The organism is Streptomyces sp. NBC_01689 (genome assembly GCF_036250675.1).
In the GTDB taxonomy this organism is placed as follows: Bacteria; Actinomycetota; Actinomycetes; order Streptomycetales; family Streptomycetaceae; genus Streptomyces.
The window spans coordinates 5541731-5564278 of record NZ_CP109592.1 but is presented as its reverse complement, the minus strand read 5'-3'; the positions used below and the strand labels follow the sequence as shown (position 1 = coordinate 5564278).

General features: G+C 73.2%; 18 protein-coding genes. 8 read left to right on the top strand and 10 right to left on the bottom strand.

The features are described from left to right. Positions 1-7 precede the first annotated feature (7 nt). On the bottom strand, positions 8-1201 hold the full coding sequence (locus OG776_RS23715; RefSeq protein WP_329322504.1) for an amidohydrolase family protein: 1194 nt from the start codon (positions 1199-1201) through the stop codon (positions 8-10). 133 nt (positions 1202-1334) lie between these two features. Between OG776_RS23715 and OG776_RS23710 the strand changes: the two genes are divergently transcribed. Next, positions 1335-2867 carry a class I adenylate-forming enzyme family protein gene (locus OG776_RS23710; RefSeq protein WP_148008954.1) on the top strand — a complete coding sequence of 511 codons (1533 nt, stop codon included), beginning with the start codon at positions 1335-1337 and terminating at the stop codon, positions 2865-2867. Here the strand turns inward: OG776_RS23710 and OG776_RS23705 are convergent. Both OG776_RS23705 and OG776_RS23700 read right to left on the bottom strand, forming a co-directional pair. After that, positions 2851-3363, bottom strand: coding sequence for an EF-hand domain-containing protein (locus OG776_RS23705; protein WP_148008955.1), 513 nt, complete (start codon positions 3361-3363; stop codon positions 2851-2853). The two genes, OG776_RS23710 and OG776_RS23705, sit on opposite strands and share 17 nt — an antisense overlap. A gap of 190 nt (positions 3364-3553) precedes the next feature. Further along, positions 3554-3928 carry an STAS domain-containing protein gene (locus tag OG776_RS23700; protein ID WP_148008956.1) on the bottom strand — a complete coding sequence of 125 codons (375 nt, stop codon included), beginning with the start codon at positions 3926-3928 and terminating at the stop codon, positions 3554-3556. 360 nt (positions 3929-4288) lie between these two features. Here OG776_RS23700 and OG776_RS23695 point away from each other — a divergent pair, with 360 nt between their 5' ends. After that, entirely contained in the window at positions 4289-4870 is a 582-nt protein-coding gene (locus OG776_RS23695; protein ID WP_148008957.1) for a sigma-70 family RNA polymerase sigma factor, read from the top strand. A 251-nt stretch (positions 4871-5121) separates the two neighbouring features. After that, positions 5122-6477 carry a zf-HC2 domain-containing protein gene (locus OG776_RS23690; RefSeq protein WP_329323755.1) on the top strand — a complete coding sequence of 452 codons (1356 nt, stop codon included), beginning with the start codon at positions 5122-5124 and terminating at the stop codon, positions 6475-6477. Positions 6478-6726: 249 nt separating this feature from the next. On the opposite strand, the gene purU is transcribed toward OG776_RS23690, so the two are convergent. Together purU and OG776_RS23680 are read right to left on the bottom strand one after the other, a co-directional pair. Continuing rightward, entirely contained in the window at positions 6727-7608 is an 882-nt protein-coding gene (gene purU / locus OG776_RS23685; protein ID WP_148008958.1) for a formyltetrahydrofolate deformylase, read from the bottom strand. Between the two features lie 72 nt (positions 7609-7680). Further along, entirely contained in the window at positions 7681-8181 is a 501-nt protein-coding gene (locus OG776_RS23680) for an SCO4402 family protein (protein WP_148008959.1), read from the bottom strand. Positions 8182-8298: 117 nt separating this feature from the next. Here OG776_RS23680 and OG776_RS23675 point away from each other — a divergent pair, with 117 nt between their 5' ends. Beyond that, the gene (locus OG776_RS23675; protein ID WP_148008960.1) at positions 8299-9612 is read left to right on the top strand and encodes an ABC transporter substrate-binding protein; all 1314 of its coding nucleotides are present in this window, start codon (positions 8299-8301) and stop codon (positions 9610-9612) included. Positions 9613-9673: 61 nt separating this feature from the next. On the opposite strand, the gene OG776_RS23670 is transcribed toward OG776_RS23675, so the two are convergent. Together OG776_RS23670 and OG776_RS23665 are read right to left on the bottom strand one after the other, a co-directional pair. Then, positions 9674-11422 (bottom strand): hypothetical protein, encoded by a 1749-nt coding sequence (locus tag OG776_RS23670; protein ID WP_148008961.1) that lies wholly within the window; start codon positions 11420-11422, stop codon positions 9674-9676. A 201-nt stretch (positions 11423-11623) separates the two neighbouring features. Further along, positions 11624-13009 carry a transcriptional regulator gene (locus OG776_RS23665; protein WP_148008962.1) on the bottom strand — a complete coding sequence of 462 codons (1386 nt, stop codon included), beginning with the start codon at positions 13007-13009 and terminating at the stop codon, positions 11624-11626. Positions 13010-13306: 297 nt separating this feature from the next. Between OG776_RS23665 and OG776_RS23660 the strand changes: the two genes are divergently transcribed. The 3 genes from OG776_RS23660 (at position 13307) to OG776_RS23650 (ending at position 16478) form a co-directional block, all read left to right on the top strand. Next, on the top strand, positions 13307-13969 hold the full coding sequence (locus OG776_RS23660) for a bifunctional DNA primase/polymerase (RefSeq protein WP_329323754.1): 663 nt from the start codon (positions 13307-13309) through the stop codon (positions 13967-13969). Between the two features lie 77 nt (positions 13970-14046). Next, entirely contained in the window at positions 14047-14823 is a 777-nt protein-coding gene (locus OG776_RS23655; protein WP_148008963.1) for an ABC transporter ATP-binding protein, read from the top strand. Further along, on the top strand, positions 14820-16478 hold the full coding sequence (locus tag OG776_RS23650; RefSeq protein ID WP_261994505.1) for a transporter: 1659 nt from the start codon (positions 14820-14822) through the stop codon (positions 16476-16478). Before OG776_RS23655 ends, OG776_RS23650 begins: the two co-directional genes overlap by 4 nt. A 74-nt stretch (positions 16479-16552) precedes the next feature. Here OG776_RS23650 and OG776_RS23645 read toward each other — a convergent pair whose 3' ends face one another. Together OG776_RS23645 and OG776_RS23640 are read right to left on the bottom strand one after the other, a co-directional pair. After that, a complete protein-coding gene (locus tag OG776_RS23645; protein WP_148008964.1) occupies positions 16553-17419 on the bottom strand; it encodes an alpha/beta fold hydrolase in 867 nt (288 codons plus the stop codon). 964 nt (positions 17420-18383) lie between these two features. Next, entirely contained in the window at positions 18384-19076 is a 693-nt protein-coding gene (locus OG776_RS23640; protein WP_148008965.1) for a metal-dependent transcriptional regulator, read from the bottom strand. Between the two features lie 445 nt (positions 19077-19521). Between OG776_RS23640 and OG776_RS23635 the strand changes: the two genes are divergently transcribed. Then, entirely contained in the window at positions 19522-20277 is a 756-nt protein-coding gene (locus OG776_RS23635) for an SIS domain-containing protein (protein ID WP_329322503.1), read from the top strand. A 694-nt stretch (positions 20278-20971) separates the two neighbouring features. On the opposite strand, the gene OG776_RS23630 is transcribed toward OG776_RS23635, so the two are convergent. Then, positions 20972-22354: a PAS domain-containing protein gene (locus OG776_RS23630; RefSeq protein WP_148008967.1), complete on the bottom strand. Its 1383-nt coding sequence runs from the start codon at positions 22352-22354 to the stop codon at positions 20972-20974. Positions 22355-22548: the final 194 nt, after the last annotated feature.

The window sequence follows — 22548 nt, the reverse complement described above, 5'->3', positions numbered from 1 at the left end:
GGGCCGGCTACCGGTCGAGGTCCAGGTCCAGCATGCGGATCGCGTTGCCGCGCATCAGCTTGTGGACCGTCTCGTCGTCGAGGCCCTTCACATGGTCGAGGGCGACCTCCTTGGTGTGCGGGAAGGTCGAGTCGACGTGCGGGTAGTCGGTCTCGAAGGTGGCGTTGTCGCGGCCGACGACGTCCAGGGACGCGACGCCGTGCTTGTCGCGGAAGAAGCAGCAGAAGATCTGCCGGTAGTAGTACGTGGACGGGGGCTCCGGGACGAGGTCCTTGACACCGCCCCAGGCGCGGTGCTCCTCCCAGACGTCGTCGGCGCGTTCCAGTGCGTACGGGATCCAGCCCATCTGGCCCTCGGAGTAGGCGAGCTTGAGGCGGGGGAACCGCACGAGGACACCGCTGAAGAGGAAGTCCATCATCGAGGCCATCGCGTTGTTGAAGGAGAGCGACGCCTGGACGGCGGGGGGCGCGTCCGGGGAGGCGGCCGGCATCTGGCTGCTGCTGCCGATGTGCATGTTCACGACGGTGCCGGTCTCCTGGCAGACCGCGAAGAACGGGTCCCAGTGGCCGGAGTGGATGGAGGGCAGGCCCAGGTGGGTGGGGATCTCGGAGAAGGTCACCGCCCGCACGCCGCGTGCCGCGTTGCGCCGGATCTCCGCGACGGCCAGGTCGATGTCCCACAGCGGGATGAGGCAGAGCGGGATCAGCCGGCCGCCGCTGTCGCCGCACCACTCCTCGACCATCCAGTCGTTGTAGGCGCGCACACAGGCGAGGGCCACCTCCTTGTCGTGCGCCTCGGCGAAGGTCTGGCCGCAGAAACGCGGGAAGGTCGGGAAGCAGAGGCTGGCCTCGACGTGGTTGAGGTCCATGTCCTTCAGGCGCTCGGCGGGGTCCCAGCAGCCGCGCCGCATCTCCGCGCGGGTGATGCCCTCCAGGGTCATCTCGTCGCGGTCGAAGCCGACGGCGGCGATGTTGCGTTTGTACGGGAACTTGAGGTCCTCGTAGATCCACCAGTCGGTGGGCGGGCCGTCCGGGTCCATGGTGATCCGGTACCTCCCGCCGACGTAGGCGAGTTCACCGATGCCGGCCGTGAGGGGCCGGGGTCCGCGGTCGCGGTACTTGGCGGGCAGCCAGGTCTCGAAGAGGTGCGCGGGTTCGATCACGTGGTCGTCGACGCTGACGATCCGCGGCAGTTCCGTCATGGGTGGCCTCCGCCTGGCATCCGTATCTGATGACCCGTCAGATAGCAGGCTAGCCCCACACCTATGGACCGACAAGGCGGTGCGTCCTACGCTCCGCTTGGATCTGACAACCCGTCAGCTACAGGGGGCCGTCGTGAACGACACCGCACACGCTCTGGGCGCCTCGCGCACTCTCTGGGAACTGGTCGACCGCCGTGCCGCCCTCACCCCCGACCGGCCCGTCCTCCTCCAGGGCGACCGCTCCCTGAGCTTCGGCGCCCTCCGGGAGCGGGCCGAGCGGGTGGCGGCGGGCCTGTACGAGCTGGGCGTGCGCCCGGGCACGGTGGTCGCCTGGCAGCTGCCCACCCGCATCGAGACCGCCGTGCTGTCCTTCGCGCTGGCGCGTCTGGGCGCCGTCCAGTCCCCCGTGATCCCCTTCTACCGCGACCGCGAGGTCGGTTTCGCGCTGTGGGAGTCCCGGGCCGAGTACTTCGCCGTGCCGGGCGAGTGGCGGGGCTTCGACCACACGGCGATGGCCCGGCGGCTCGGCGCGAAGGGCGTCTTCGAGGCGTACGACGCGCTGCCGGACGGTGATCCCGGCATCCTCCCGCCACCGCCGGCCGAGGGCACCTCCGTGCGCTGGATCTACTGGACCTCGGGCACGACCTCCGACCCCAAGGGGGTCCTGCACACGGACCGGTCACTGATCGCGGGCGGCTCCTGCCTCGCGCACGCGCTGCGCCTGTCGGCGGCGGACGTGGGCTCGATGGCCTTCCCCTACGCGCACATCGCCGGGCCCGACTACACCGTGATGCTGCTGCTGTACGGATTCCCCGCGGTGATGTTCGAGCACTTCGCGCTGCCCGCCGCGCTGGAGGAGTACCTCGCGCACGGGGTGACCGTGGCGGGCGGCTCGACCGCCTTCTACTCGATGTTCCTCGCCGAGCAGCGCAGAACGCCCGGACGGCCGGTGATCCCCACGCTGCGGCTGCTCGCGGGCGGCGGAGCGCCCAAGCCGCCCGAGGTCTACCACCGTGTCGTGCGGGAGATGGGCGTGCAGCTCACCCACGGGTACGGGATGACCGAGGTCCCGATGATCACCATGGGGGCGCCGGACGACACCGCCGAGAACCTGGCGACCACGGAGGGCAGGCCTCCGGAGGGCATGGAGATACGGATCGTGGACGGCGAGGTCCGGCTGCGCGGGGAGGCCGTCTGCCAGGGGTACCTGGACCCGGCGCAGACCGCCGAGGCCTTCGACGACGACGGGTTCCTGATCACGGGCGACGTGGGGCACCTGACGGGGAGCGGGCATCTCGTCCTGACCGGGCGCCTGAAGGACGTCATCATCCGCAAGGGCGAGAACATCTCCGCGAAGGAGATCGAGGATCTGCTGCACCGGCACCCGGACGTGGGCGACGTCGCGGTGATCGGGCTGCCGGACGACGAACGCGGGGAACGGGTCTGCGCGGTGGTCGAACAGCCGCCCGGGGCGGCGCCGCTGACGCTCGCGGCCGCGGTCGCGTACCTGCGCGCGGAAGGGCTCTCCGTGCACAAGCTGCCGGAGCAGCTGGAGGTGCTGGAGGCCCTTCCGCGCAACGAGACGCTGCGCAAGGTGCTGAAGTACCGCCTCCGGGAGCGGTTCTCCGGGCCGGCCGGGTCCGCCGGTGCTACTCCGGCACCGTGAAGTAGCGGGCGAACGCGGTCACGACCTCCGACTCGCCGATCCGGCCGTCGGCGTCCGTGTCGAGGGCCCCGGCCGCCAGGGCGGCGATCTCGTCGCTCACCCCCAGGGCCCTGAGCACGCGCTCGGTGTCCTCGACCGTCGCCGCGCCGTCCCCGTCGGTGTCCGCGACGGCGAGGGCCGCGTGCAGGAACGGTCGGGCGATCTCCCCGAAGCGGTCGGGATTGTCCCGCAGCCGCTTCACGGCGCCGTTCACGAACTCGTCGCGGTTGATGCGCTGGTCTCCGTCACGGTCCGCTATCCCCGCCATGCCCTGCCAGAAGGCCTCCGCGCCCACGTAGAGGGCCTGGCCCTTGTCGGACCGGGCCGCCGTACCGAACTCGGCAAGGACGGACTTCGCCGCCGCGTTGAAGTCCTCCCGGTCGATGTAGCCGTTGCCGTCCTGGTCGAAGCCCGCGAAACGGGCCGCGATCCTGCGTTCGTACTCGGTACTGACCATGACCTTCTCGGACCGCCTCACAACTCAGCCGGACTCTGCCGGACCGCGGGTTCACCTGGCAGGGAGCGTACGACGGCCCGGCCGCGGAGGGAGCCGGAAAACGACGCTTGTACCAAGACCGCAGGAATTCTTGGACAACTCCGCGGCGCACCGGGGCGCCGCTCGAACAGGGGGCGTGGCCTGCGGTGCGTCACGCCGAGAGCGGGCTCGACTCCTCGTCGACGGCCGTGAGGGCGTCCGGGTAGACGTCGAAGAGCCGGCGGACGCCGAGGGCCGCGAGGACCCGGTTGACGTGCGAACCGTCGGCGGCGCCCTGGGCCGGCAGGATCAGGCGCAGCCGGCCCTGGCAGGAGCGGACCAGCCGGCGGGTGGCGATCAGGACGCCGACACCGCTGGAGTCGCAGAAGAGGACCTCGGAGAGGTCGAGGACCAGGCTGCGGCGGCCTTCCGCCACCGCGTCGTGGACCCGCTGGCGGAGCACCGGTGACGTCGCGAGATCCATCTCGCCCGACACCCGGAGCACGGCCCATCCGCCCAGTTCGCCGTCGGTCACCTTGAGCGTCACCGCGTCGCCTCTCGCTCGCCTTGCCCGCCAGAAAACGGAAGCAGTTCCTACGCTTCCTTTCAGCGCGGCTGCCCAACCGTCGTTCCATGAAACACCGGACCGCGATCGATGAAACGTCGGTCTACGGTCGAAAATGCTGGACGAGCGAACTGTTTCGGTCGCATGTCGGCCACGTACGGTCTCAATCGATCGAATGTGCGGGGTCCGTAAGGGGCCTTTACCATTCCCGGCCCGCCCAGGGGCGCACGTTGGCGTAAAGGGGCGTGCACTGTCCTATGTGCCGACTACATTCGAGACAGCGATGGGCGCAGGCTGGACACGTACCGGCAGACCGGGCACGAGCAGGGGTGAGGGGGCCGTATGGCGGCGAAGGACGCACCGCCCCGCTGGGACCGCAAGATGCAGCAGCGGCTCGCGCGCGGGGAGGCGGCGGCGCTCGGTGAGCTCTACGACCGGTTCGCCTCGCTGGTGCACGGCCTCGCGCACCGTGTCCTCGGTGACGAGCGGGCCGCCGACAAGATCACCCGAGAGGTCTTCGTCCACGTCTGGGAGAACCCCGAGTCGTACGACCCGCGGCAGGGTCCGCTGCGCTCGTGGGTCGCGACGCTGACCCATCGGCTCGCCGTGCAGCGGCTGCGCGCGACCGAGACCGCCGCGCTCGCCCTGGAGGGCGGGGGCACCACCGAGGAGCTGGAGCGCAAGGTGCGCAGTGCGTCCGTCGCCGCCCGCGCGGACTACATCGTCACGTCCATGCCCACGCCGTTGCGGGCCGCGCTGGAGCTGGCGTACTTCCAGCGCCGCGACTACCGCCAGGCCGCCGCCGATCTCGGGGTCACCGAGGACGAGGCCCGGCGCCGGCTCCGTCTCGGCCTGCAGCTGCTGTCCACCGCCCACGACGCCGGTCCCTCCGGCGCGCCGCCCGGGTTCGGGGGTGCGCGGTGACGCCGAAGGCGGACCGGCCCGGAGGCTTCGACGGGCACGAGGGCGGTGAAGGGACTCAGAAGCACGTGCAGCCCGGGGAAGACGAGGGGCGCGAGGAGCGCGAAGGACACGAGGAACGCGAGGAGAAGGAGCGCCCGCGGGAGGAAGACGAGACGTCGTACGAGGGGAAGAGCCGTGGTCCCGCTGGTTCCGAAGGCGGTGACAGCGATGTCGGCGATGCCCGCGGGGGCGGGGGCGCGGGGCTCGACGCGATGGGTCCGGCCGACGGGAGTCCGGCCCACGGGGATCAGGCCGACGGAGATCCGGCCGCCGGGGGCGACGGAGGCGGCGGTGGTTCCGCCGGTGCCGGGTGGGCGTCGCGCATACCGCCGCCGCGGTCGTCCGTCGAGGACACCGGTCTGCCGCTCCCCACGCCCGCGCCGGCACCGCTCGCCCTGGAGCACCGGGTGCTGAAGTCGCTGCTGGGCGCGTGGGCGCTGGCCGCGTGTTCGGGCGAGGAGACCGCCGCGGTCGAGGAGCACCTCGGGGAGTGCGGCGCCTGTGCCGACGAGGCGCTGCGGCTGCGCGGGGCGGTGGGGCTGCTGCATCCGCCGGAGAGCCTCGATCTCGATCCCGCGCTGCGCACCCGGGTCCTGGAGAGCTGCCTCGACCGGCGTCCGCCGCGCATCCCGGTGCCCGAGTGGGCGGCGCCCTACGACGCGGAGACCGCGCGGCTCGACGCCCTGCTGCAGGACATAGCGGACGCCGAGTGGCATGCGCCGGTGCGGCTGCGCTGGTTCGAGGACGACGGGCCCGTGAGCCGTCGCACGACGGTCGCCGGGGTGATCGCGCATCTGCTCAGCGTGGACGGGCTGGTCGGGGTGGCACTGGGTCTGGACGACCCGCTCGGCGGGGCCGCCGCCCGGGTCCGGGCCGAGGCCGACGCGGCCGCCGCGGCCGGAATCCCGCGCGGGCCGGACCTGCCGGGACCGCAGGACGCGACGCCCGCCGGACGCACCGAGACCTACTGGCGTGCCTCGCACTTCCCGCCCACCCGGGCCGTGCGCAGGCCCTGGCGGGAGCAGAGCCACCACCTCGTCCGCACCGTGGCCTTCGCGGGCGGGGGCTCCGGACAGCTCGCCGTGGACTACGGCGGCTTCGCGCTGCCGCTGCGCGACTCGATGCTGGACCGGGCCTTCGAGTGCTGGGTGCACGCCGGGGACATCGCGGACGCGGTGGACTATCCGTACGAGCCGCCGGCGCCGCGGCATCTGCACCGGATGATCGATCTCGCGGCGCGGATGCTGCCGGTGTCCCTGGCCGAGCGGCGGCGGGCGGGACGGGCGGCTCCGCCCGCGCGTCATCTGGTCGCGGCGGGGGCGCCCGGGCGCAGTCTGCGGCTGGAGATCGAGGGGGCCGGGGGTGGGGAGTGGCTGATTCCGCTCGACTCGCCGGCCGCCGTGGCGTCCGCCGAGCACGAGGTCGCTCATGTCGCCCTGGACGGGGTGGAGTTCTGCCGGCTGGCGGCGGGGCATGTGTCGCCGGAGGAGGCCGCGGCGGGGCAGGCCGGGGACCGGGAGGCGATCAGGGACGTGCTGTTCGCGGCGGCGGCGTTGAGCCGGATGTAGGGGTGGGGCTCAGCCCGGGGCCCCACCATCGCCAGAAGGGCTCGTCCTCAAACGCCGGACGGGCTGGAGATGCGCGCCCGCGTCGGATGGGTCCGCACGGGCTGAGGATGCCCGCCCGCGCCTCGAAGGACCGACGGCAGGTCGGGCATTGCCTCGAAGGGCCGACGGCCAGGTCGGGCATTTCAGCCCGTCCGGCGTTTGAGGACGAGGCCGTCCAGGCCGACACCCTGGTCCCGCTGAACGGCAGTGCTACGCGAAGATGACCGTGCGGCGGCCGTTCAGGAGGATGCGGCGTTCCGCGTGCCACTTCACGGCCCGCGCCAGGGCCCGGCACTCCACGTCCCGGCCGAGGGCGACCAGCTGGTCGGGGGTCACGTCGTGGGCGACCCGCTCGACCTCCTGCTCGATGATCGGGCCCTCGTCGAGGTCCGCGGTGACGTAGTGCGCGGTGGCGCCGATGAGCTTGACGCCCCGGGCGTGCGCCTGGTGGTACGGCTTGGCGCCCTTGAAGCTCGGCAGGAAGGAGTGGTGGATGTTGATGATCTGTCCGCTGAGCTGCTTGCACAGGTCGTCGGAGAGCACCTGCATGTAGCGGGCCAGCACGACCAGTTCCACGTCCTCGGCCCTGACCAGCTTCAACAGCTCGGCCTCGGCCTGGGCCTTGGTGTCCCTGGTCACCGGAATGTGGTGGAACGGGATGTTGTACGAGTCCACCAGCTCGGCGAAGTCCGTGTGGTTGGACACCACGGCCGCGATCTCGACGGGCAGTGCCCCCGTCCGCGCCCGGAACAGCAGGTCGTTCAGACAGTGGCCGAACTTGCTGACCATGAGGACGATACGCATCTTGTCCTCGGCCCGGTTGATCTGCCAGTCCATGTGGAAGGAGTCGCCGATCGCCGCGAACGTCGCGCGCAGCTTGTCCACGGTCACCGGCGACTCCGCCGAGAAGTGGACCCGCATGAAGAACAGGCCCGTGTCGTGGTCGCCGAACTGCTGACTGTCCTCGATGTTGCAGCCCGTCATGAAGAGGTAGCTCGACACGGCGTGCACGATCCCCTTCTTGTCCGGGCAGAAGAGGGTCAGGACGTACTGCTCGGTGGGCTCGGCGGCGCGCACGGACTGCTCGTTCATGCGCCACAGGGTCCCATACGAGGCCCGCGTGGCGGACGACCGTCCCGCCACGCGGACGACCGCGCCGGGGCGCTACGCCGAGCGCGTCATGATCCGCAGGATCTCCAGCGTCCGCGGCGGGACGTCGGGGTCCTCGCCGTCGCTCGTGGCCAGCCGGACATGCGCGTCACGCGCCGCCCGTACCGCCTCGGGCCAGGCGGCGTGGTCGACGTACGCGGAGACGGGCGCGTCGGGCCCGACCTGATGCATGATCCGCAGGACCCGCAGGACCGCGGTGTCGACGAGGGCCGCCTCCTGGGAGTCCCGGAAGATCGTGCCCACGTACTTCTCGGCGGACCAGTTGTCCAGCCAGGTGTCCTCGACCAGCCGGTACACGGCATCGGTGACGTCCCCGTATCCGTCGACACCGGCGAGCCAGACATCACGCTGGAACGCGGGGTCGGAGAGCATGTGCAGCGCGGAGCGCACATTGCTGCGCCAGCGCCACCACGGCATGTCGTTCAGTGGCATGCCGCCCATGGTGGGGGAGCGACGGCCGCGACGGGAAGAGTTCTCCGAACCTTGCACGGTCACCGATCGTACGTTCTTCATGAAAAGCAGATCATCCGCCCCTCCAATTCACCTCTGGGTCACCCGGCGTTGACCACGGGTCACACACGGGTTCGTGATGTGGGGGAATCGTGCGGGTCCATGACCGGCAGTCGACTTACCCGCACCACCGCATCCGTCCGCCCCCGACCCCCCGGGGCCAGACTGCTGTCCGCGGCCGCGCTGGCCGCGTGCGCGTCCGTCACCGTCGGCTGCGGGGTCGTTCCCGGCATCGCGGGAGGCTCAGGGGACGACACCATCAAGGTCATGACCTGGGCCCCGCAGAACACCCCGGCGACCAACAAGCCCGGCATGCCCGCCATGGCCCAGGCCTACGCCCGCTGGGTGAACGCGCACGGCGGCATCAAGGGCCACAAGCTCACCGTCCTGACCTGCAACGACCACAACGACACCGTGGGAGCCGCGCAGTGCGCCCGGCGCGCGGCCAAGGAGAACGCGGTCGCCGTCGTGGGCTCCTACAGTCAGCACGGCCGCTCGTTCCTGGCTCCGCTGGAGGCCGCCGGAATCCCGTACATCGGCGGGTACGGCGTCACCGACGACGAGTTCACGAGCCCGGACTCCTACCCGGTCAACGGCGGCGCGCCCGCGCTGCTCGCCGGTCTCGGGCAGCAGCTCGGCGGGAGGTGCGGTCCGGTGTCGCTGATCCGTCCCGACACGGTCGCGGGCGACCAGCTCCCCGTGCTGCTCGACGCGGGTCTGAAGTCGAAGCACCACCAGCCCGCCAGCGACGAGCGGGCCGCCGAGGACGCGACCGAGTACTCCGGCCAGGCCAAGCAGGCGCTCGACCGGGCGACCTCCGACCCGCAGAGCACGGGATGCGTGGTGACGGCGCTCGGCGACCGCACGGACACCTTCATGGACTCCTTCCGGCGCACCCGCGCGGACTACCGGAAGGTGGCGACGGGCACGGTGCTCGGCAGCGTCGACCAGTCACGGATCGACGCGAGCGGCGGGAAGTCGGGCCCCTACGAGGGCGCCTACGTCACCGGCTGGTACCCGGTGGCCACCGATCCGCTCTGGAACCCGATGCGCCAGGTCATCAAGGAGCAGGCCTTCGGCGACAACCGCATCGACCCCGCGGACGCCGGCGTGCAGACCACCTGGATCGCCTACAACGTCTTCAAGAAGGTCGTGGAGGCGCTCGACGGCGACGTGACCTCCAGCGCGATCCGGCAGACCCTCGACAACGGCCTCAAGGTGACCACGGACGGGCTCACCCCGACCCTCAGCTGGCGCTTCGAGGACCTGATCGCGGCGGTCGACTTCCCGCGCCTGGTCAACGCCAACGTCACGTCCCAGGTGGTGCGCGACGGTCAGCTGGTCGCCCAGCTGAACTCCAAGGGGCAGAAGTTCTTCGACACGGCGACCATCCTGGAGAACGCGGACCAGCACTGAACGGCCCCCCCGGGGGCCCCGCCCCGCCGTACGGTCCGGCACGGCGGGGCCCCCGGGGCGTTCACAGCTGGATCGGTGTGCGCTGCGTCAGTCCGTACTTCGACGCGATGGAGTTCCACAGCCCGGCGGCCTTCGCCTTCTGCGCACTCGCGGTACCGCTGGCCGCGTTGCCCGCCTGGCTCTGACCGGTGGTGCGCGCGTGGCCGCCCTTGCAGCCCCTCTTGCCGCCCACCTGGTCGGCCCAGGCCGCGTAGTGGTTGTCGGCGGACGCGGACGCCTTCCACGCGTTGTTCAGCGAGGCGATCAGCTCGGCGTGGCGCGGCAGCTTGTCGACGGAGAGGGCGGAGAGCCGGGTGACGAGCCCGGCACGCTGCTTGGCCGCGTCCCGCAGGTCGCCGGCCGCCTGGCCCAGGTTGTTGCACGCCTTGACGTTCTCGACGGCCTTCACGACCGAGTCACGGCTGTTGTTGCTGTCCGCGAGGAGCTTGTCCAGCGCGACCGCCTGGGCCTTCGCCGGGTCGGCACCGCCGGACGACGAGCCGTCGGTGGCCGCGGCCGTCGCCGACACGTTCTTGCTGCCCCCGTCCGGGCTGTCGCCGCTCCCGCCGCCGCTGAGCAGGGCTCCGGCCCCGACACCGAGGACAACGATGCCGATGCCGACGGCGGCGATCAGCGGGACCCGCGAGCGCCCGCGCCCGCCGCCGCCCTCGGAGGCCGCGCCGCGGCGGCCGGCGGCCCGACCGCCGCCGGGCGCACCCGGGGTCTGCGGGGCGTACGGGGCCTGACCGCCGTACGGGGCCTGACCGCCGTACGGGGCCTGCGGGGCCTGTGAGGGGTGCGGGGTCTGCGCGTCGATGCGCGGAAGCTGCTGGGTGGGCGCGGGCCCTTCGGGCGCGCCCGACTCGGAGCGGAACAGGTTGTCGAACTCCGCGGGCGGCTGCCGGTCCTCCGGGCCGCCCGGGCGTATCCCGTACGTCGACGCGGACTGGTCACCGGGCACCGGGGCGATGTACTGCGTGGCCTCGGCGTCCGGGTTCGCGGCCGCGGACGGCGATCCGGCACCGGGCATGCCCTGGGGCACGTGCCCCGGGAACTGCGCGCCGCCCCCGCCCACCTCGGGCGGCAGGGCACCGGGGGCGACCGGCGGGAGGAACTGGGTCGCTCCCTCGTCACCGGCCGGGACCGGCGGGATGTACTGCGTGGCGCCCTCGTCGGCGACGGGCGGAAGGGCACCGGGACTCACGGCGTGCGGCAGCGGTCCGGCCTGGCCGCCGTACGCCTGCGCCGGTCCGTTCCCGTAGGGACCGGCCTCGTACGGGCCGTTCCCGTACCCGGACGTGCCGTGACCGCCGTACGGCGGTGTCTGCTGTCCGCCGTAGGGCTGGGACGACGTGTCCTCGGCGGGCAGCGGCCCGGCGCCCGGCGCGTGCGCCCCCTGGTCACCCTGCTGGGCGGACCCGCCCCAGGGTGCGTCCGGGGCCTGGCCCGGCGCCGCGGGCCAGCCGGCGGAACCCTGCGACGACACGTCGCGGGCTCCCCAGTCCGGACCGGGCGCGGCGGGCTGTCCCGCACCGGGCTCGTTCCAGGTCTGGGCGCCGTTCGCCTGCGCCCCCCAGCCCTCACCGGGCTGCGGGGCCGGGGCGGCCGCGGGGTCGGGACCCCACGGCCGGTCCCAGGACCGGCCTCCCGCCGGGACGGCCTGGTCGCCCGTCATGCCCGGCAGCAGCGGTTCGCCACCGTCGGAGGGCAGCACGATGCCTTCACGCGCGGGGCGCGCCGAGGGCTGCTCGCCCTGTCCACTCTGCGTCACCGGGACTCCTACTTATGGGGGACCTTCGGAATCGTCGGCCCACGCTACCGGGTCCCCGCGAGCCCGTGCCACGCAGCACAGGTCATGGCCCCTGTCGTGGTGACCTGGGTAACGAATACGCCCCGCCGTGCGCTGTATCTCCCTCCTCTCCCGTGCAGTGCGCGCGTTCTCCCGCCGTTCACGCCGGAGCGCACCGAACGTTCACGCGGCCGCCTGCAGTTCCAGCCGCGCGCCGAACTCCCTCACCACCGGCTCGTCCCGGTACGGATCGAGGCGCTGCTGCAGGTCCTCCAGGTACTCGGCGCCGCGGTTGGAGCGCAGCGTGCCCAGCAACTCGACCGCCCGCAGCCCTGTATGACACGCCTGCTCCACCTCGCGCCGCTGGACCTGCGCGGTGGCGAGCAGCACATAACCGATGGCGCGGCGGCGGGCCCGGGACTCCGGATGCCCGGCGAGCGACTCCTCCGCGCACCGCGCGGCCGCCTCCGCCTGGCCGAGGTCGCGGTGGCAGTGCGCCAACTCGTCGGCCAGATAGGCCTCGTCGAAGTGCGCGATCCAGGTGGGGTCGTCACCCGAGGCCGGGTCGGCGGACTCCAGCGCGGTGACCGCGCGCCCGGAGGCCGTCTGAGCGGCGCGCGCGTCGCCCATCAGCGCGTGCCCGCGCGCCTCGGCGGCGTGGAACATCGACTCCGCGCGCGGTGTCACCCGCCCTCTCGCGCCCTCCTGGGCGGCGCGCGCCAACTGCGCGATCTCCCGCGGGTTTCCGAGCTGCGCCGCCAAGTGGCTCATGGAGGCGGCGAGTACGTAGCCGCCGTACCCCCGGTCCCCGGCCGCCTGGGCGAGGCGCAGCGCCTGGATGTAGTAGCGCTGAGCGAGTCCCGGCTGGCCGGTGTCGACGGCCATGTACCCGGCGAGCTCCGTCAACCGGGAGACCGCGGCGAAGAGTTCGCGGCCGACCGCTTCCCGGTAGGAGCCCGCGAGCAGTCCGGAGACCACGCTGTTGAGGTAGTGCACGACGACCGGGCGCACATGGCCGCTGCCGTACTGGTGGTCGAGATCCACCAGCGCCTGGGTCATCGCCCGCACCGCCGCCACGTCGGAGAGCCCGACCCGGGGGCCCGCCGCGCGCGACACCTGGGAGTCCGGCGCGGAGATCAGCCAGTCACGGCTGGGCTCGACGAGCGCGGAGGCGGCGACGGACGAGCCGGACAGGAAGTCCCTGCGCCCGACGTCGCTCCGCCACAGCTCACAGACCTGCTCGATGGCGCCGAGCACGGTCGGCGAGAACTGCAGGCCGACGCCGGACGCGAGGTTCTTGCCGTTGGCCATGCCGATCTCGTCGATCGTGACCGTACGGCCCAGCTTGCGGCCCAGCGCCTCCGCGATGATGGCGGGCGCCCGCCCCCGCGGCTGCTGTCCCCGCAGCCAGCGGGCCACGGACGTCTTGTCGTAGCGCAGGTCGAGGCCGTGCTCCGCGCCGCACATGTTGACCCGGCGGGCCAGCCCCGCGTTGGAACAGCCCGCTTCCTGGATGAGCGCCTGCAGTCGTTCGTTCGGCTGCCGCGCGACGAGCGGCCTTGCGGCCATGCGTACCCCCTGTGGCTGCGGTGCCTGCCCACGCACCGGTGTGACGTGTCCTCGATCGGCCGACGAAACGGAGCGAGGTCGGCCATGAAGATCAATGCCCCGCAGACATACCGAAGATGCGAGGCATGTGAGGATTGCCGGGGTAAGGGCAGTTGCCCGACCCCTCCGCTGGTTACCCACCCCCCGCTGCAGTTCCCCATGCGCGCCCCCACCCGTGCATCCATGCGCCCCACGTGCGGGAACGGTGCCCCTCCCCCGCGCACGGGACGCCCGTAACCCCCCGTGGCCACCAGAGTTGTGTTCATCGTGGAAGACACCATCGCGGGGCTCGAAGCCGCCCAGATCCCGAAGCAGCGCGGCGAATCGCTGCTGGACAACGCCGTGCGATATGCCGAGGAACGCCACTGGGACGTGTTCCCGGGTGCCTGGCTGGAGGCCGTCGACGGGATCCAGCGCTGCTCCTGCGGAGACGGGGCGTGCTCCGCGCCCGGCGCACATCCCGCGCGTGAGGACTGGGCCGGGCAGGCGACCGGCAGCGCGACCGTCGCCCGCCGCATGTGGTCGAAGCAGCCCACCGCGTCGATCCTGCTGCCCACGGGGCGCACGTTCGACGCGATCGACGTGCCCGAGTCGGCCGGCTTCCTCGCGCTCGCCCGCATGGAGCGGATGGAGCTGACGCTCGGTCCGGTCACCTGCACCCCCGACCGGCGCATGCACTTCTTCGTGCTTCCCGGTGCCGCCGCGAAGGTCCCCGATCTCGTCCGGAAGCTCGGCTGGCCGTCGGCCTCGCTCGATCTCACCGCGCTCGGCGAGGGCTCCTACGTCGCCGCCCCGCCGACCCGCCTCGGGTCGCGGGGTGCCGTGCAGTGGGCCCGCCGCCCCACCCCCGCCAACCGCTGGCTGCCCGACGTCGAGGAGCTCGTCCCGCCGCTCGCCTACGCGTGCGGACGGGACCGGTAGGGCGGACGGACGGGCGGGACCGGCCGCGCGCTTCCCCGCCCCCTCGGAACGGCTGTGCTCCCCCGTAGGGTGCCTACATGACCCAGGGAGCAGCCGTACATGTGCAAGGGCTCTGGAAGCGGTTCGGGGAGCAGGTCGCCGTCGGCGGGATCGACCTGGAACTGCCCGCGGGCCGGTTCATCGGGCTCGTCGGCCCGAACGGGGCCGGGAAGACCACCACCCTGTCGATGGTGACCGGACTGCTCAGGCCCGACCAGGGCACCGTGCACGTCGTGGGCCGTGACGTGTGGAGCGACCCGGCGGCGGTGAAGGCCCGGATCGGTGTCCTGCCCGAGGGCCTGCGACTGTTCGAGCGGCTCTCGGGGCGCGAACTACTGGCCTACACCGGCCGGTTGCGCGGCCTGCCGGGTCCCGAGGTGGACAAACGCGCCACCCAGCTCCTGGACGTCCTCGACCTCGCGGGTGCCCAGCACAAGCTCGTCGTCGACTACTCGACGGGCATGCGCAAGAAGATCGGCCTCGCCGCCGCCCTCCTCCACAACCCCGAAGTGCTCTTCCTCGACGAGCCGTTCGAGGGCGTCGACCCCGTCTCCGCGCAGACCATCCGAGGTGTCCTGGAGCGGTACACGGGATCGGGCGCGACGGTCGTCTTCTCCTCCCATGTGATGGAACTCGTCGAGTCGCTCTGCGACTGGGTGGCGGTCATGGTCGCGGGGCGCATCCGCGCGCACGGGCCGCTCGCGGAGGTCCGCGGCGACGCGCCCTCGCTGCAGCAGGCGTTCCTCGAACTCGTCGGCGCGCACGGCCGGGCCCCCGGAGCCGACCTGGACTGGCTGGGCGGCGGCGCCCGATGAGCACCCCGGCGAGCATCCCCGCGAGCACCGTCCCGGGCACCCCGGCGGACTCCCCCGCGCCCGGCTCCGCCGTGTCGGTCACCCCCGTCGTCGTACGGCTGAAGCTGTCGCTGCTGCGCAACGGGCTGCGGCAGTCGGGCGGGCGGCGGGCCGCGTACGTCAGCTCGGTCGTCGTCGTCCTCCTCGTCGCCGCCCTCCAGCTGCTGGGCCTGATCGCGCTGCGGGGCAACCCGCACGCCCTCTCGGTCACCGTGCCGCTCGTGCTGGTCCTGGCGCTCGGCTGGGCCGTGATGCCGCTGTTCTTCCCCAGCGGCGACGAGACGCTCGACCCGACCCGGCTGGTCATGCTGCCGCTGCGGCCCCGCCCGCTCGTCAGGGCGCTGCTCGCGGCCTCGCTGATCGGCATCGGACCGCTGTTCACGCTCTGCCTGCTCGTCGGGTCCGTGATCTCGGTGGCGCACGGTACGGCGGCGTACGCCACCGCCGTCGTCGCCGTGGCCGTGGCCCTGCTCGTCTGCGCGGCCCTCGCGCGCGCCGTCGCCGCGGCCAACATCCGGCTGCTGTCCAGCCGCAAGGGCCGCGATCTCGCGGTGCTCAGCGGGCTGGTGATCGCGGTCGGCGCGCAGCTGGTCAACTTCGGCGCGCAGCGGATCGGTTCGGCGGGCGGCCTCACGGAGCTCGACCCGGTGGCGGACGTGCTGCGGTGGGTGCCGCCCGCGTCGGCGATCGGCGCCGTGGACTCGGTGAGCGAGGGGTCCTACGCGGCCGGGGCCGTCCAACTGGCACTGGGCGTGGCCGCGCTGGCGGGGCTGCTGGCCCTGTGGTCGCGGCATCTGACCCGGCTGATGACCTCACCGGACGGCTCGACGCTGCATGCCGCGGAGCCCGCCCGGGAGAGGGGCCCGTCGGGGCTCGCCCGGCTGCTGCCGTCGGGGCGCACCGGGACGGTCATGGAACGCAGCCTGCGGTACGTGTGGCGGGACCCGAAGACGAAGTCCGCGTGGGTGACCTCGCTGGCCATCGGTCTGATCGTCCCGGTGTTCAACGCGCTGCAGGGCACCGGTTCGGTGTACTTCGCGTGCTTCGCGGCCGGGATGCTCGGCATCCAGATGTACAACCAGTTCGGGCAGGACACGTCCGCGTTCTGGATGGTCGCGATGACGATCTCGTCCCCGCGCGACGCCTATGTGGAGCTGCGCGGGCGGGCGCTGGCGCTGCTGGTGATCACCCTGCCGTACGCGACGCTCGTGACGGTCCTGACGACGGCCCTGCTGGGCGACTGGGGCCGGCTGCCCGAGGTGCTGGGGCTCTCCCTCGCGCTGCTCGGCGCGATGCTGGCCACCGGCGCGTGGTCCTCGGCCCGTTTCCCGTACTCGATCCCGCAGGAGGGCTACAAGAACGTGGCCCCGGGGCAGGCGGGCCTCGCCTGGATCTCCATCTTCGGCGGCATGGTCTCGGCGGCGCTGCTCAGCGCTCCCGTGATCGCGCTCACGATCTGGGTGAACGTGGCGTCGGACGGGGACCGGTGGAGCTGGCTGCTGCTGCCGCTGGGGGCCGGGTACGGGGCGCTGGTGGCGCTGCTGGGGCTGCGGATGGCCGCGCCGCGCACGGCCCGGCGGCTGCCGGAGATCCTGGCCGCGGTGAGCAAGGGCTGAGCAGGGGCCGGGCAGGGTCCGGGCGGGGGACCGGGACAGGGGCAGGGGCGCGGGCCGGGCTCCGGGGTTCGCGGTCAGCCGGTGAGGACGCCGTCGAGGAACGGCTCGATCGCGTTGCGCCAGGCCTGCGGCCGGTCGTAGTGCACGAGGTGGCCGGCGTCGGCCACCTCCGCGTACCGGCCGTGCGGCAGGACCCGGACCATCTCCTGGGACTCGGCCCGGCCGAGCTCGCCGTCCAGTCCCCTGACGACCAGGGCGGGGCATCTCACCTGGGCGAGCTCCTCCCAGTGCGCGTCGTACACCCAGGTCTCGCGGGACTTCAGCATCTGCTCGGGTTCGAAGACGGGGCGCCAGCCGTCGGGCGTCTCGTGCATCACCTCGGCGTAGAACTCGCCGCGGGAGGGGCTGGGGCGCTCCACCCAGGGGTCGTCCTCGCCGAACCACTTCCGTACGTCGGCGAGGGTGGCGAACGGCATCGGCCAGGCCTTGAACCAGTGCTCCCACTCCCGCTGCGAGGCGGCGCCTAACGCCGAGGCGCGCATGTCGCAGATGACCAGCCCGCCGACCAGGTCGGGGCGCTTGGCGGCGAGCTGCCAGGCGGTCAGCGCGCCCATGGCGTGGCCGACGAGCACGGCCGGGGCGAGGCCCAGCTGTTCGAGGGCGGCCTCGGCGTCCTCGACGTACGCCTCGCGGGTGTAGCCCTCCTGCGGCGCCCTCTCGCTCTCCCCGTGGCCGCGCTGGTCGAGCGCCACGGCGCGGTGCCGCCCGGAGAGCCAGCGGGCAGTGGGGGCCCAGTGCGAGGCACGGCCCATGAGGCCGTGCAGCAACAGCACGCCGGGGGCCGGGGAGTCCGCCGGAGGACCGCTCTCGGGTGAGTCGGCGAACTCCCACGCGGCCAGGCGTAGGCCGCCCGCGCCGGTCACGTCGATGCGCCGCACCATAGGTCTGGCACCCCCCTAGCTCGCTCGGACCGCCCGCTCCCGTTCGGGCCCGCCGGTCCCTCGTACCGCTCCGTGCCGCTTCCTGCCTCTGTCGTACCGCTGCCGTCGCCGCCGTGCCGGCACCGCCGGTCCGCCGTTCCGGGTGGCTCTCTCCGTGTACCCGCTCCAGCCGCCGCACGCCGCCACATTATCGAATAGACATTCGAAAATAGCCCGCTCGGCGACAACACCCCTCGTTCGAGTGACCACGACCGGGGATTGACCGCCGCTGCCGAGGGGAGATCTTCAGCGGGAGGCGGACCGCTCGGGGACAACGGTCCGAAGGGGATGACCCTGGGAGCTCGGGGCTCCGGGTCAGCACAGGGGAGGACAGGCCCCGGCGCCAGATGGCGCCGGGGCCCTCTCCCTGTCTGCGGCACATCCTCCCCGTCCCCTCCCCGACCGTGCGATATCCCTCTCGGACACGGTCAAGAGCCCTCAGGTCATATGCCTCACGCGACAGCCTCGCACGCAAATGGTCTCGGCGCTGCGATTCGGCACACTGAATCTTGGTTTCGACGACCTGGCGCGGACACCTCAACTGCCTCCGCCGCCTCGGGAGTTGACACGGGCCCACCGGCCCGACGGGGCGCCGCCGCGCGGTCCTGAGCGTGCCCGGCACTGCCGGAGTCACGGGTTCAGGTCCTGTCCGGCGGGCTCCCGGACGTGGACCCCGGGGTCCGGCCGGAGCCGGGCCCCGCGGCCCGCGCCCGGGGGCTGCCCCTCGCGGGCTCGGTACCGGGGGACGCGCACCGAGGTGCCGACGTCCCCTCAGGGACAGCGGCGCGGGCGCTCCGTACGGAACGCGCGCCGTCCGGGGCGCGGACGCCCGTCCACGGCCGTCCGCGGCCGTCCACGGTGTCCGCGGCCGTCCACGCTCGTCCGCGCTCCTCGACGGGCGGCCGGCCGCGCCCGCCGCGGTGCGTCAGCGCTTCGCGACGAACACGTGCGACGCGACGTCCGACTCCAGCTCGGCCGCCTCGCCGCCGCTGCCGACGAGCACGCCGCCCGCCGACTCCGTCACGCTCACCACGGAGCCGGGCTGCACGCCCGCCCGGCGCAGGGTGTACATCAGCTGCGCGTCCGTCTGGATGGGCTCGCCGATCCGGCGCACGACGACGGTCTTGCCGTCCAGTCCCGGGTCGAGCTCGGCCAGCGACACCATGCCCTCGTCCAGGAAGGGGTCGGCGCCGTCCTTCTCGCCGAGCTCCTCCAGGCCGGGGATCGGGTTGCCGTACGGCGACTCGGTCGGGTGGCGCAGCAGCTCCAGGACGCGCCGCTCGACGGCCTCGCTCATCACGTGCTCCCAGCGGCAGGCCTCGGCGTGCACCTGCTCCCATTCCAGGCCGATCACGTCGACGAGCAGGCACTCGGCCAGGCGGTGCTTGCGCATCACCCGGGTGGCCAGGCGGCGGCCCTCGTCGGTGAGCTCCAGGTGCCGGTCGCTGGCGACCGCGACCAGGCCGTCGCGCTCCATGCGCGCCACCGTCTGGCTGACCGTCGGTCCGCTCTGGTCGAGCCGCTCGGCGATCCGGGCGCGCATGGGGACCACGCCTTCCTCCTCCAGCTCGAGGATGGTGCGGAGATACATCTCCGTGGTGTCGATCAGTCCGGACATACGTGCCCCTCGATTAGCTCTGCCGGAGGCTCGGTGGCTCACCGGCTTGTGCGCTGGCCCTGAACTCAATTCTGACGCATACCACCGACAACCGTGCCGCGCCGGCGGAACCGTGTGCTGACGACCGCCTCCGCCGCTCCGCGGGGTCGCGCGGGACGGCCGGCCGGACCGGACACGTCCCGAGCCCGGACGGACGCCCGGGGTCGGGCACCGTCCGCGGGTGGGCGGCGCCCCGCGGACGGGTGGTTCCCGTGGCCGGGCGGTCGCGTCGCCGGGCCGCGCGCCGGCGGCTCTCGGCCCAGTGTCGCTCGCGCGGGCCGTATTGACAGGGCACTGGTCCAGACCGCAACGTGATCCGCGACACGACGGCGTGACGGCTGAGCCGCGCCGCCGGTCCGACCGCTCGCCGGCCCTGCGCCGACGCGACTTCGAAGGGGCTTCGCCGATGAGCGACAGCAAGCTGGCCGGGCAGTTCTTCGACGCCGCGATCGGCCTGCTGCAGCGGGTACGGGACGAGTGCGCCGAGGACGTCGAGGCGGCCGGTGCGCTGATCGCCGACACCGTCGCGGAGGGCGGCCGGCTGTTCGCCTTCGGCGCGGGGCACTCCTCGCTCGCCGCGCAGGACGTCGTCTACCGCGCGGGCGGTCTCGCCCTGATGAACCTGCTCACGGTGCCGGGCGTGGTCGGCGTCGACGTCATGCCGGCGACGCTCGGGTCCGCCCTGGAACGGGTCGACGGCCTCGCGAGCGCGGTACTGGACTGCAGCCCGCTCCGCTCCGGGGACCTGCTGGTGATCATCTCCCTGTCGGGCCGCAACGCGCTCCCCGTCGAGATGGCCATGAACGCCCGCGCGCTGGGCGTGAAGGTCATCGGGGTCACCTCGGTCGCCTACGCCTCGGAGACCACGTCCCGGCACGCCTCGGGGACGTACCTGAAGGACCACTGCGACGTCGTCCTCGACTCGAAGATCGCGGTCGGGGACGCCGAACTGACCCTGGACGCCATCGAGGCCCCCTTCGCCCCCGCCTCCACGGTCGTCACCTCGGCCCTGCTCCAGGCCGTCATGGCGACGGCCGCCGGCGCGCTGGCCGGCCGCGGCATCGAGCCGCCGCTGCTGCGCTCGGGCAACGTGGACGGCGGCCACGAGTGGAACGGCCGCGTGATGACGGAGTACGGGGACCGGATCTTCTACCGCCGCTGAGCCGCCCCGGCCGGTGCCCCCGGCGGCACCGGGGAGCGACGCGGTGCCGCCGTGCCGCGTCCGGGGCGTTCGCGCCGCCTGCCGGTGCCCCTGGGGCGTCGCCCTGTCCCCTGGGCCGGGAAGGTCCGCGAAGGCCGGAAAGGTCCACGGAGCCGTCGGCCCCGGTGTGCCGGACCCTGCCGGGGCCATGCCGCCGCACGCCGCCCCCGTCCACGGGCTGGTGCCGGTCGGCCCCCTGCCTTCGGCGGCGAACACCGGCTCGTACCGGCTCGTACCGGCTGGTCCCTGGACGTCCGCGCCGGGCCACAGCGCCCCTGCGGGAGCTGCTGGAGCTGCTGGAGCTGCTGGAGCTGCGAGAAGGCTCCGGCCCGGGTCGGACCGGAACCCCTGCGCCGCGGGCACTCCGGCCCCGGACCCACCACCGTGGCCCGCCTGCCCGCCACCGACCGGCCCGACGGACGCGGGCTCCCGCCGCCCACGGCAGCACGCCCTCCGCCCCGGGCCCGACGCCCGACCGGTGTGCCTGACCCGCGCCCGGGTCAGGGAACGGCCCGGTGGGCCGGCGTTCCTCCGGCTCGCGGCCTCGACCGGCCGGTCGGCCGTGGCTCCGGGCGTCCGTCCTGTGACACCGGCGGACCTGTCCCCCTCGGTCCGGTGTCGCCGTCCCGGACGGCGGCCGCGCGGCCGCCGGGGGTCACGGGCGGTCCACGAGTCCCTCCAGGTCCAGGGCCATGGCGATCCGTACGGCCATGTCCTCCGCGTACATGGCGTCCGCGCGTTCGAACTGGGTGCGCCCCGCCCCGCGGAGGAACGTCACGACGCCGAGCGTCCGGCCCCTGCTGCGCAGCACCGCGCACAGGGCGTGCACCGCGTCGGCCGGCCACTGGCGGGCCACCGCCCACTCGCGCGTCCGCTCGGGCGCGCTCTCGGCGGAACTGGCCCGTACGGACCCGGCGCGCTCGACGCACTGCAGCGCGGGGTGCCCCTCCGGGTACCGCACGGGCAGCCCGGCCTTCCCCGTGAGCAGGCTCGGGCCCGGCGCCCCGGCCGGCGTGGCGGTGGCCCGGACCAGCCGCACCGGCCCTTCCTCGTCGGCCACCGGTCCCCCGGCCACCCGGTCGATCAGCGCGTGGTCGGCGAACCCGGCGAGCGAGAAGTCCAGATGGACCGTGGCCGCCTCACCCGGGTCCTCGCACTCGGCGGCGGCCCGCGCCGCCCGGTGCAGCTGATTGGCCCGGAAGCGCAGCAGCGCCGCCTCCTGCTCGGTCTGCTTGGCCTCCGTCACGTCCTGGAAGAGCCACCCGACCCCGAGCGGGACCGGTTCCTCCGTGAGCGGCGAGGCCAGCCGCACGAAGCCGCTGCGCCAGCACCGCCGTTGCTCCCCCTCCGCCGACCGCACGCTCACCCACATCTCGGCGGGCGCGGGCGGAGCGCCCTCCGCGAGCACATGGGTGAGCGCGCTCTCCAGCTCCTCGACGCCCTGCGCCAGCAACTCCCCCAGGGGCCGTCCGAGCACGGCCGTGCGGCCGGTGCCCAGCGCCCGGGCCGCGTGCGCGTTGACCACGGCGGGCCGCAGGTCCGCGTCGACCAGGACGACACCCCAGCTGGCATCCTCGAACAGCGCCTCGCTCAGGGCGATGGACCGTTCGAGGTCGATCTGCGCGTGGACCTCGCTGAAGGCGCAGTACACCCCGGCGGCCTTGCCGTCGGGCCCGCGCACCGCGGCGGACTGGGTCCGGACGAGCACGCGCCCGCCGTCCTTGGTCAGCAGCGCGAACTCGTTCACCTGCCGGCCCGGGGCCTCCATCGCGGACAGCAGCCGCGCCTCGACCTCCTCGGCGTCCGCGGTGCGCACGGCCCACCCGGCGAATCCGCGCCGCCCCACGGCCTCGGCGGCGGTCCAGCCGAGAATCCGCTCGGCCTCCCGGTTCCAGTGGGTGACGACCCCGTCGGCGTCGAACGCGCACAGGGCCGCGTCCATCCCGTCCAGCAGGGCGGCAAGCAGATCCGAACCACCCGGCTCGGGCTCGTCCGGCCCCAGCTCATCGGTGGTCCCACTACGCCGGGAAGCACTCACCTGGACCCCCTGCAGGCTGCGTCCGCACGTACGGCGAGACAGTTCACTCACTGGCAGTCATTCAACTCGAACGTGACCCAGCCCACACCTCATTCCCCGAAGATTCGACGAAATCGTTGCGCACGGGAATTACGTCCCACCCGTCCCGGTGGCCGCGGGTCGGAGGGAAAAAACAGTTGAGCGGTGCGCGATCC

Bases quoted from the DNA above. Each gene is read 5' to 3' on its own strand.
- OG776_RS23650 (WP_261994505.1), top strand. From the start codon at position 14,820: ATGAGCACCCCGGCGAGCATCCCCGCGAGCACCGTCCCGGGCACCCCG.
- OG776_RS23695 (WP_148008957.1), top strand. From the start codon at position 4,289: ATGGCGGCGAAGGACGCACCGCCCCGCTGGGACCGCAAGATGCAGCAG.
- purU (WP_148008958.1), bottom strand. From the start codon at position 7,608: ATGAACGAGCAGTCCGTGCGCGCCGCCGAGCCCACCGAGCAGTACGTC.
- OG776_RS23635 (WP_329322503.1), top strand. From the start codon at position 19,522: ATGAGCGACAGCAAGCTGGCCGGGCAGTTCTTCGACGCCGCGATCGGC.
- OG776_RS23675 (WP_148008960.1), top strand. From the start codon at position 8,299: ATGACCGGCAGTCGACTTACCCGCACCACCGCATCCGTCCGCCCCCGA.
- OG776_RS23715 (WP_329322504.1), bottom strand. From the start codon at position 1,201: ATGACGGAACTGCCGCGGATCGTCAGCGTCGACGACCACGTGATCGAA.
- OG776_RS23640 (WP_148008965.1), bottom strand. From the start codon at position 19,076: ATGTCCGGACTGATCGACACCACGGAGATGTATCTCCGCACCATCCTC.
- OG776_RS23690 (WP_329323755.1), top strand. From the start codon at position 5,122: ATGGGTCCGGCCGACGGGAGTCCGGCCCACGGGGATCAGGCCGACGGA.
- OG776_RS23705 (WP_148008955.1), bottom strand. From the start codon at position 3,363: ATGGTCAGTACCGAGTACGAACGCAGGATCGCGGCCCGTTTCGCGGGC.
- OG776_RS23665 (WP_148008962.1), bottom strand. From the start codon at position 13,009: ATGGCCGCAAGGCCGCTCGTCGCGCGGCAGCCGAACGAACGACTGCAG.
- OG776_RS23645 (WP_148008964.1), bottom strand. From the start codon at position 17,419: ATGGTGCGGCGCATCGACGTGACCGGCGCGGGCGGCCTACGCCTGGCC.
- OG776_RS23655 (WP_148008963.1), top strand. From the start codon at position 14,047: ATGACCCAGGGAGCAGCCGTACATGTGCAAGGGCTCTGGAAGCGGTTC.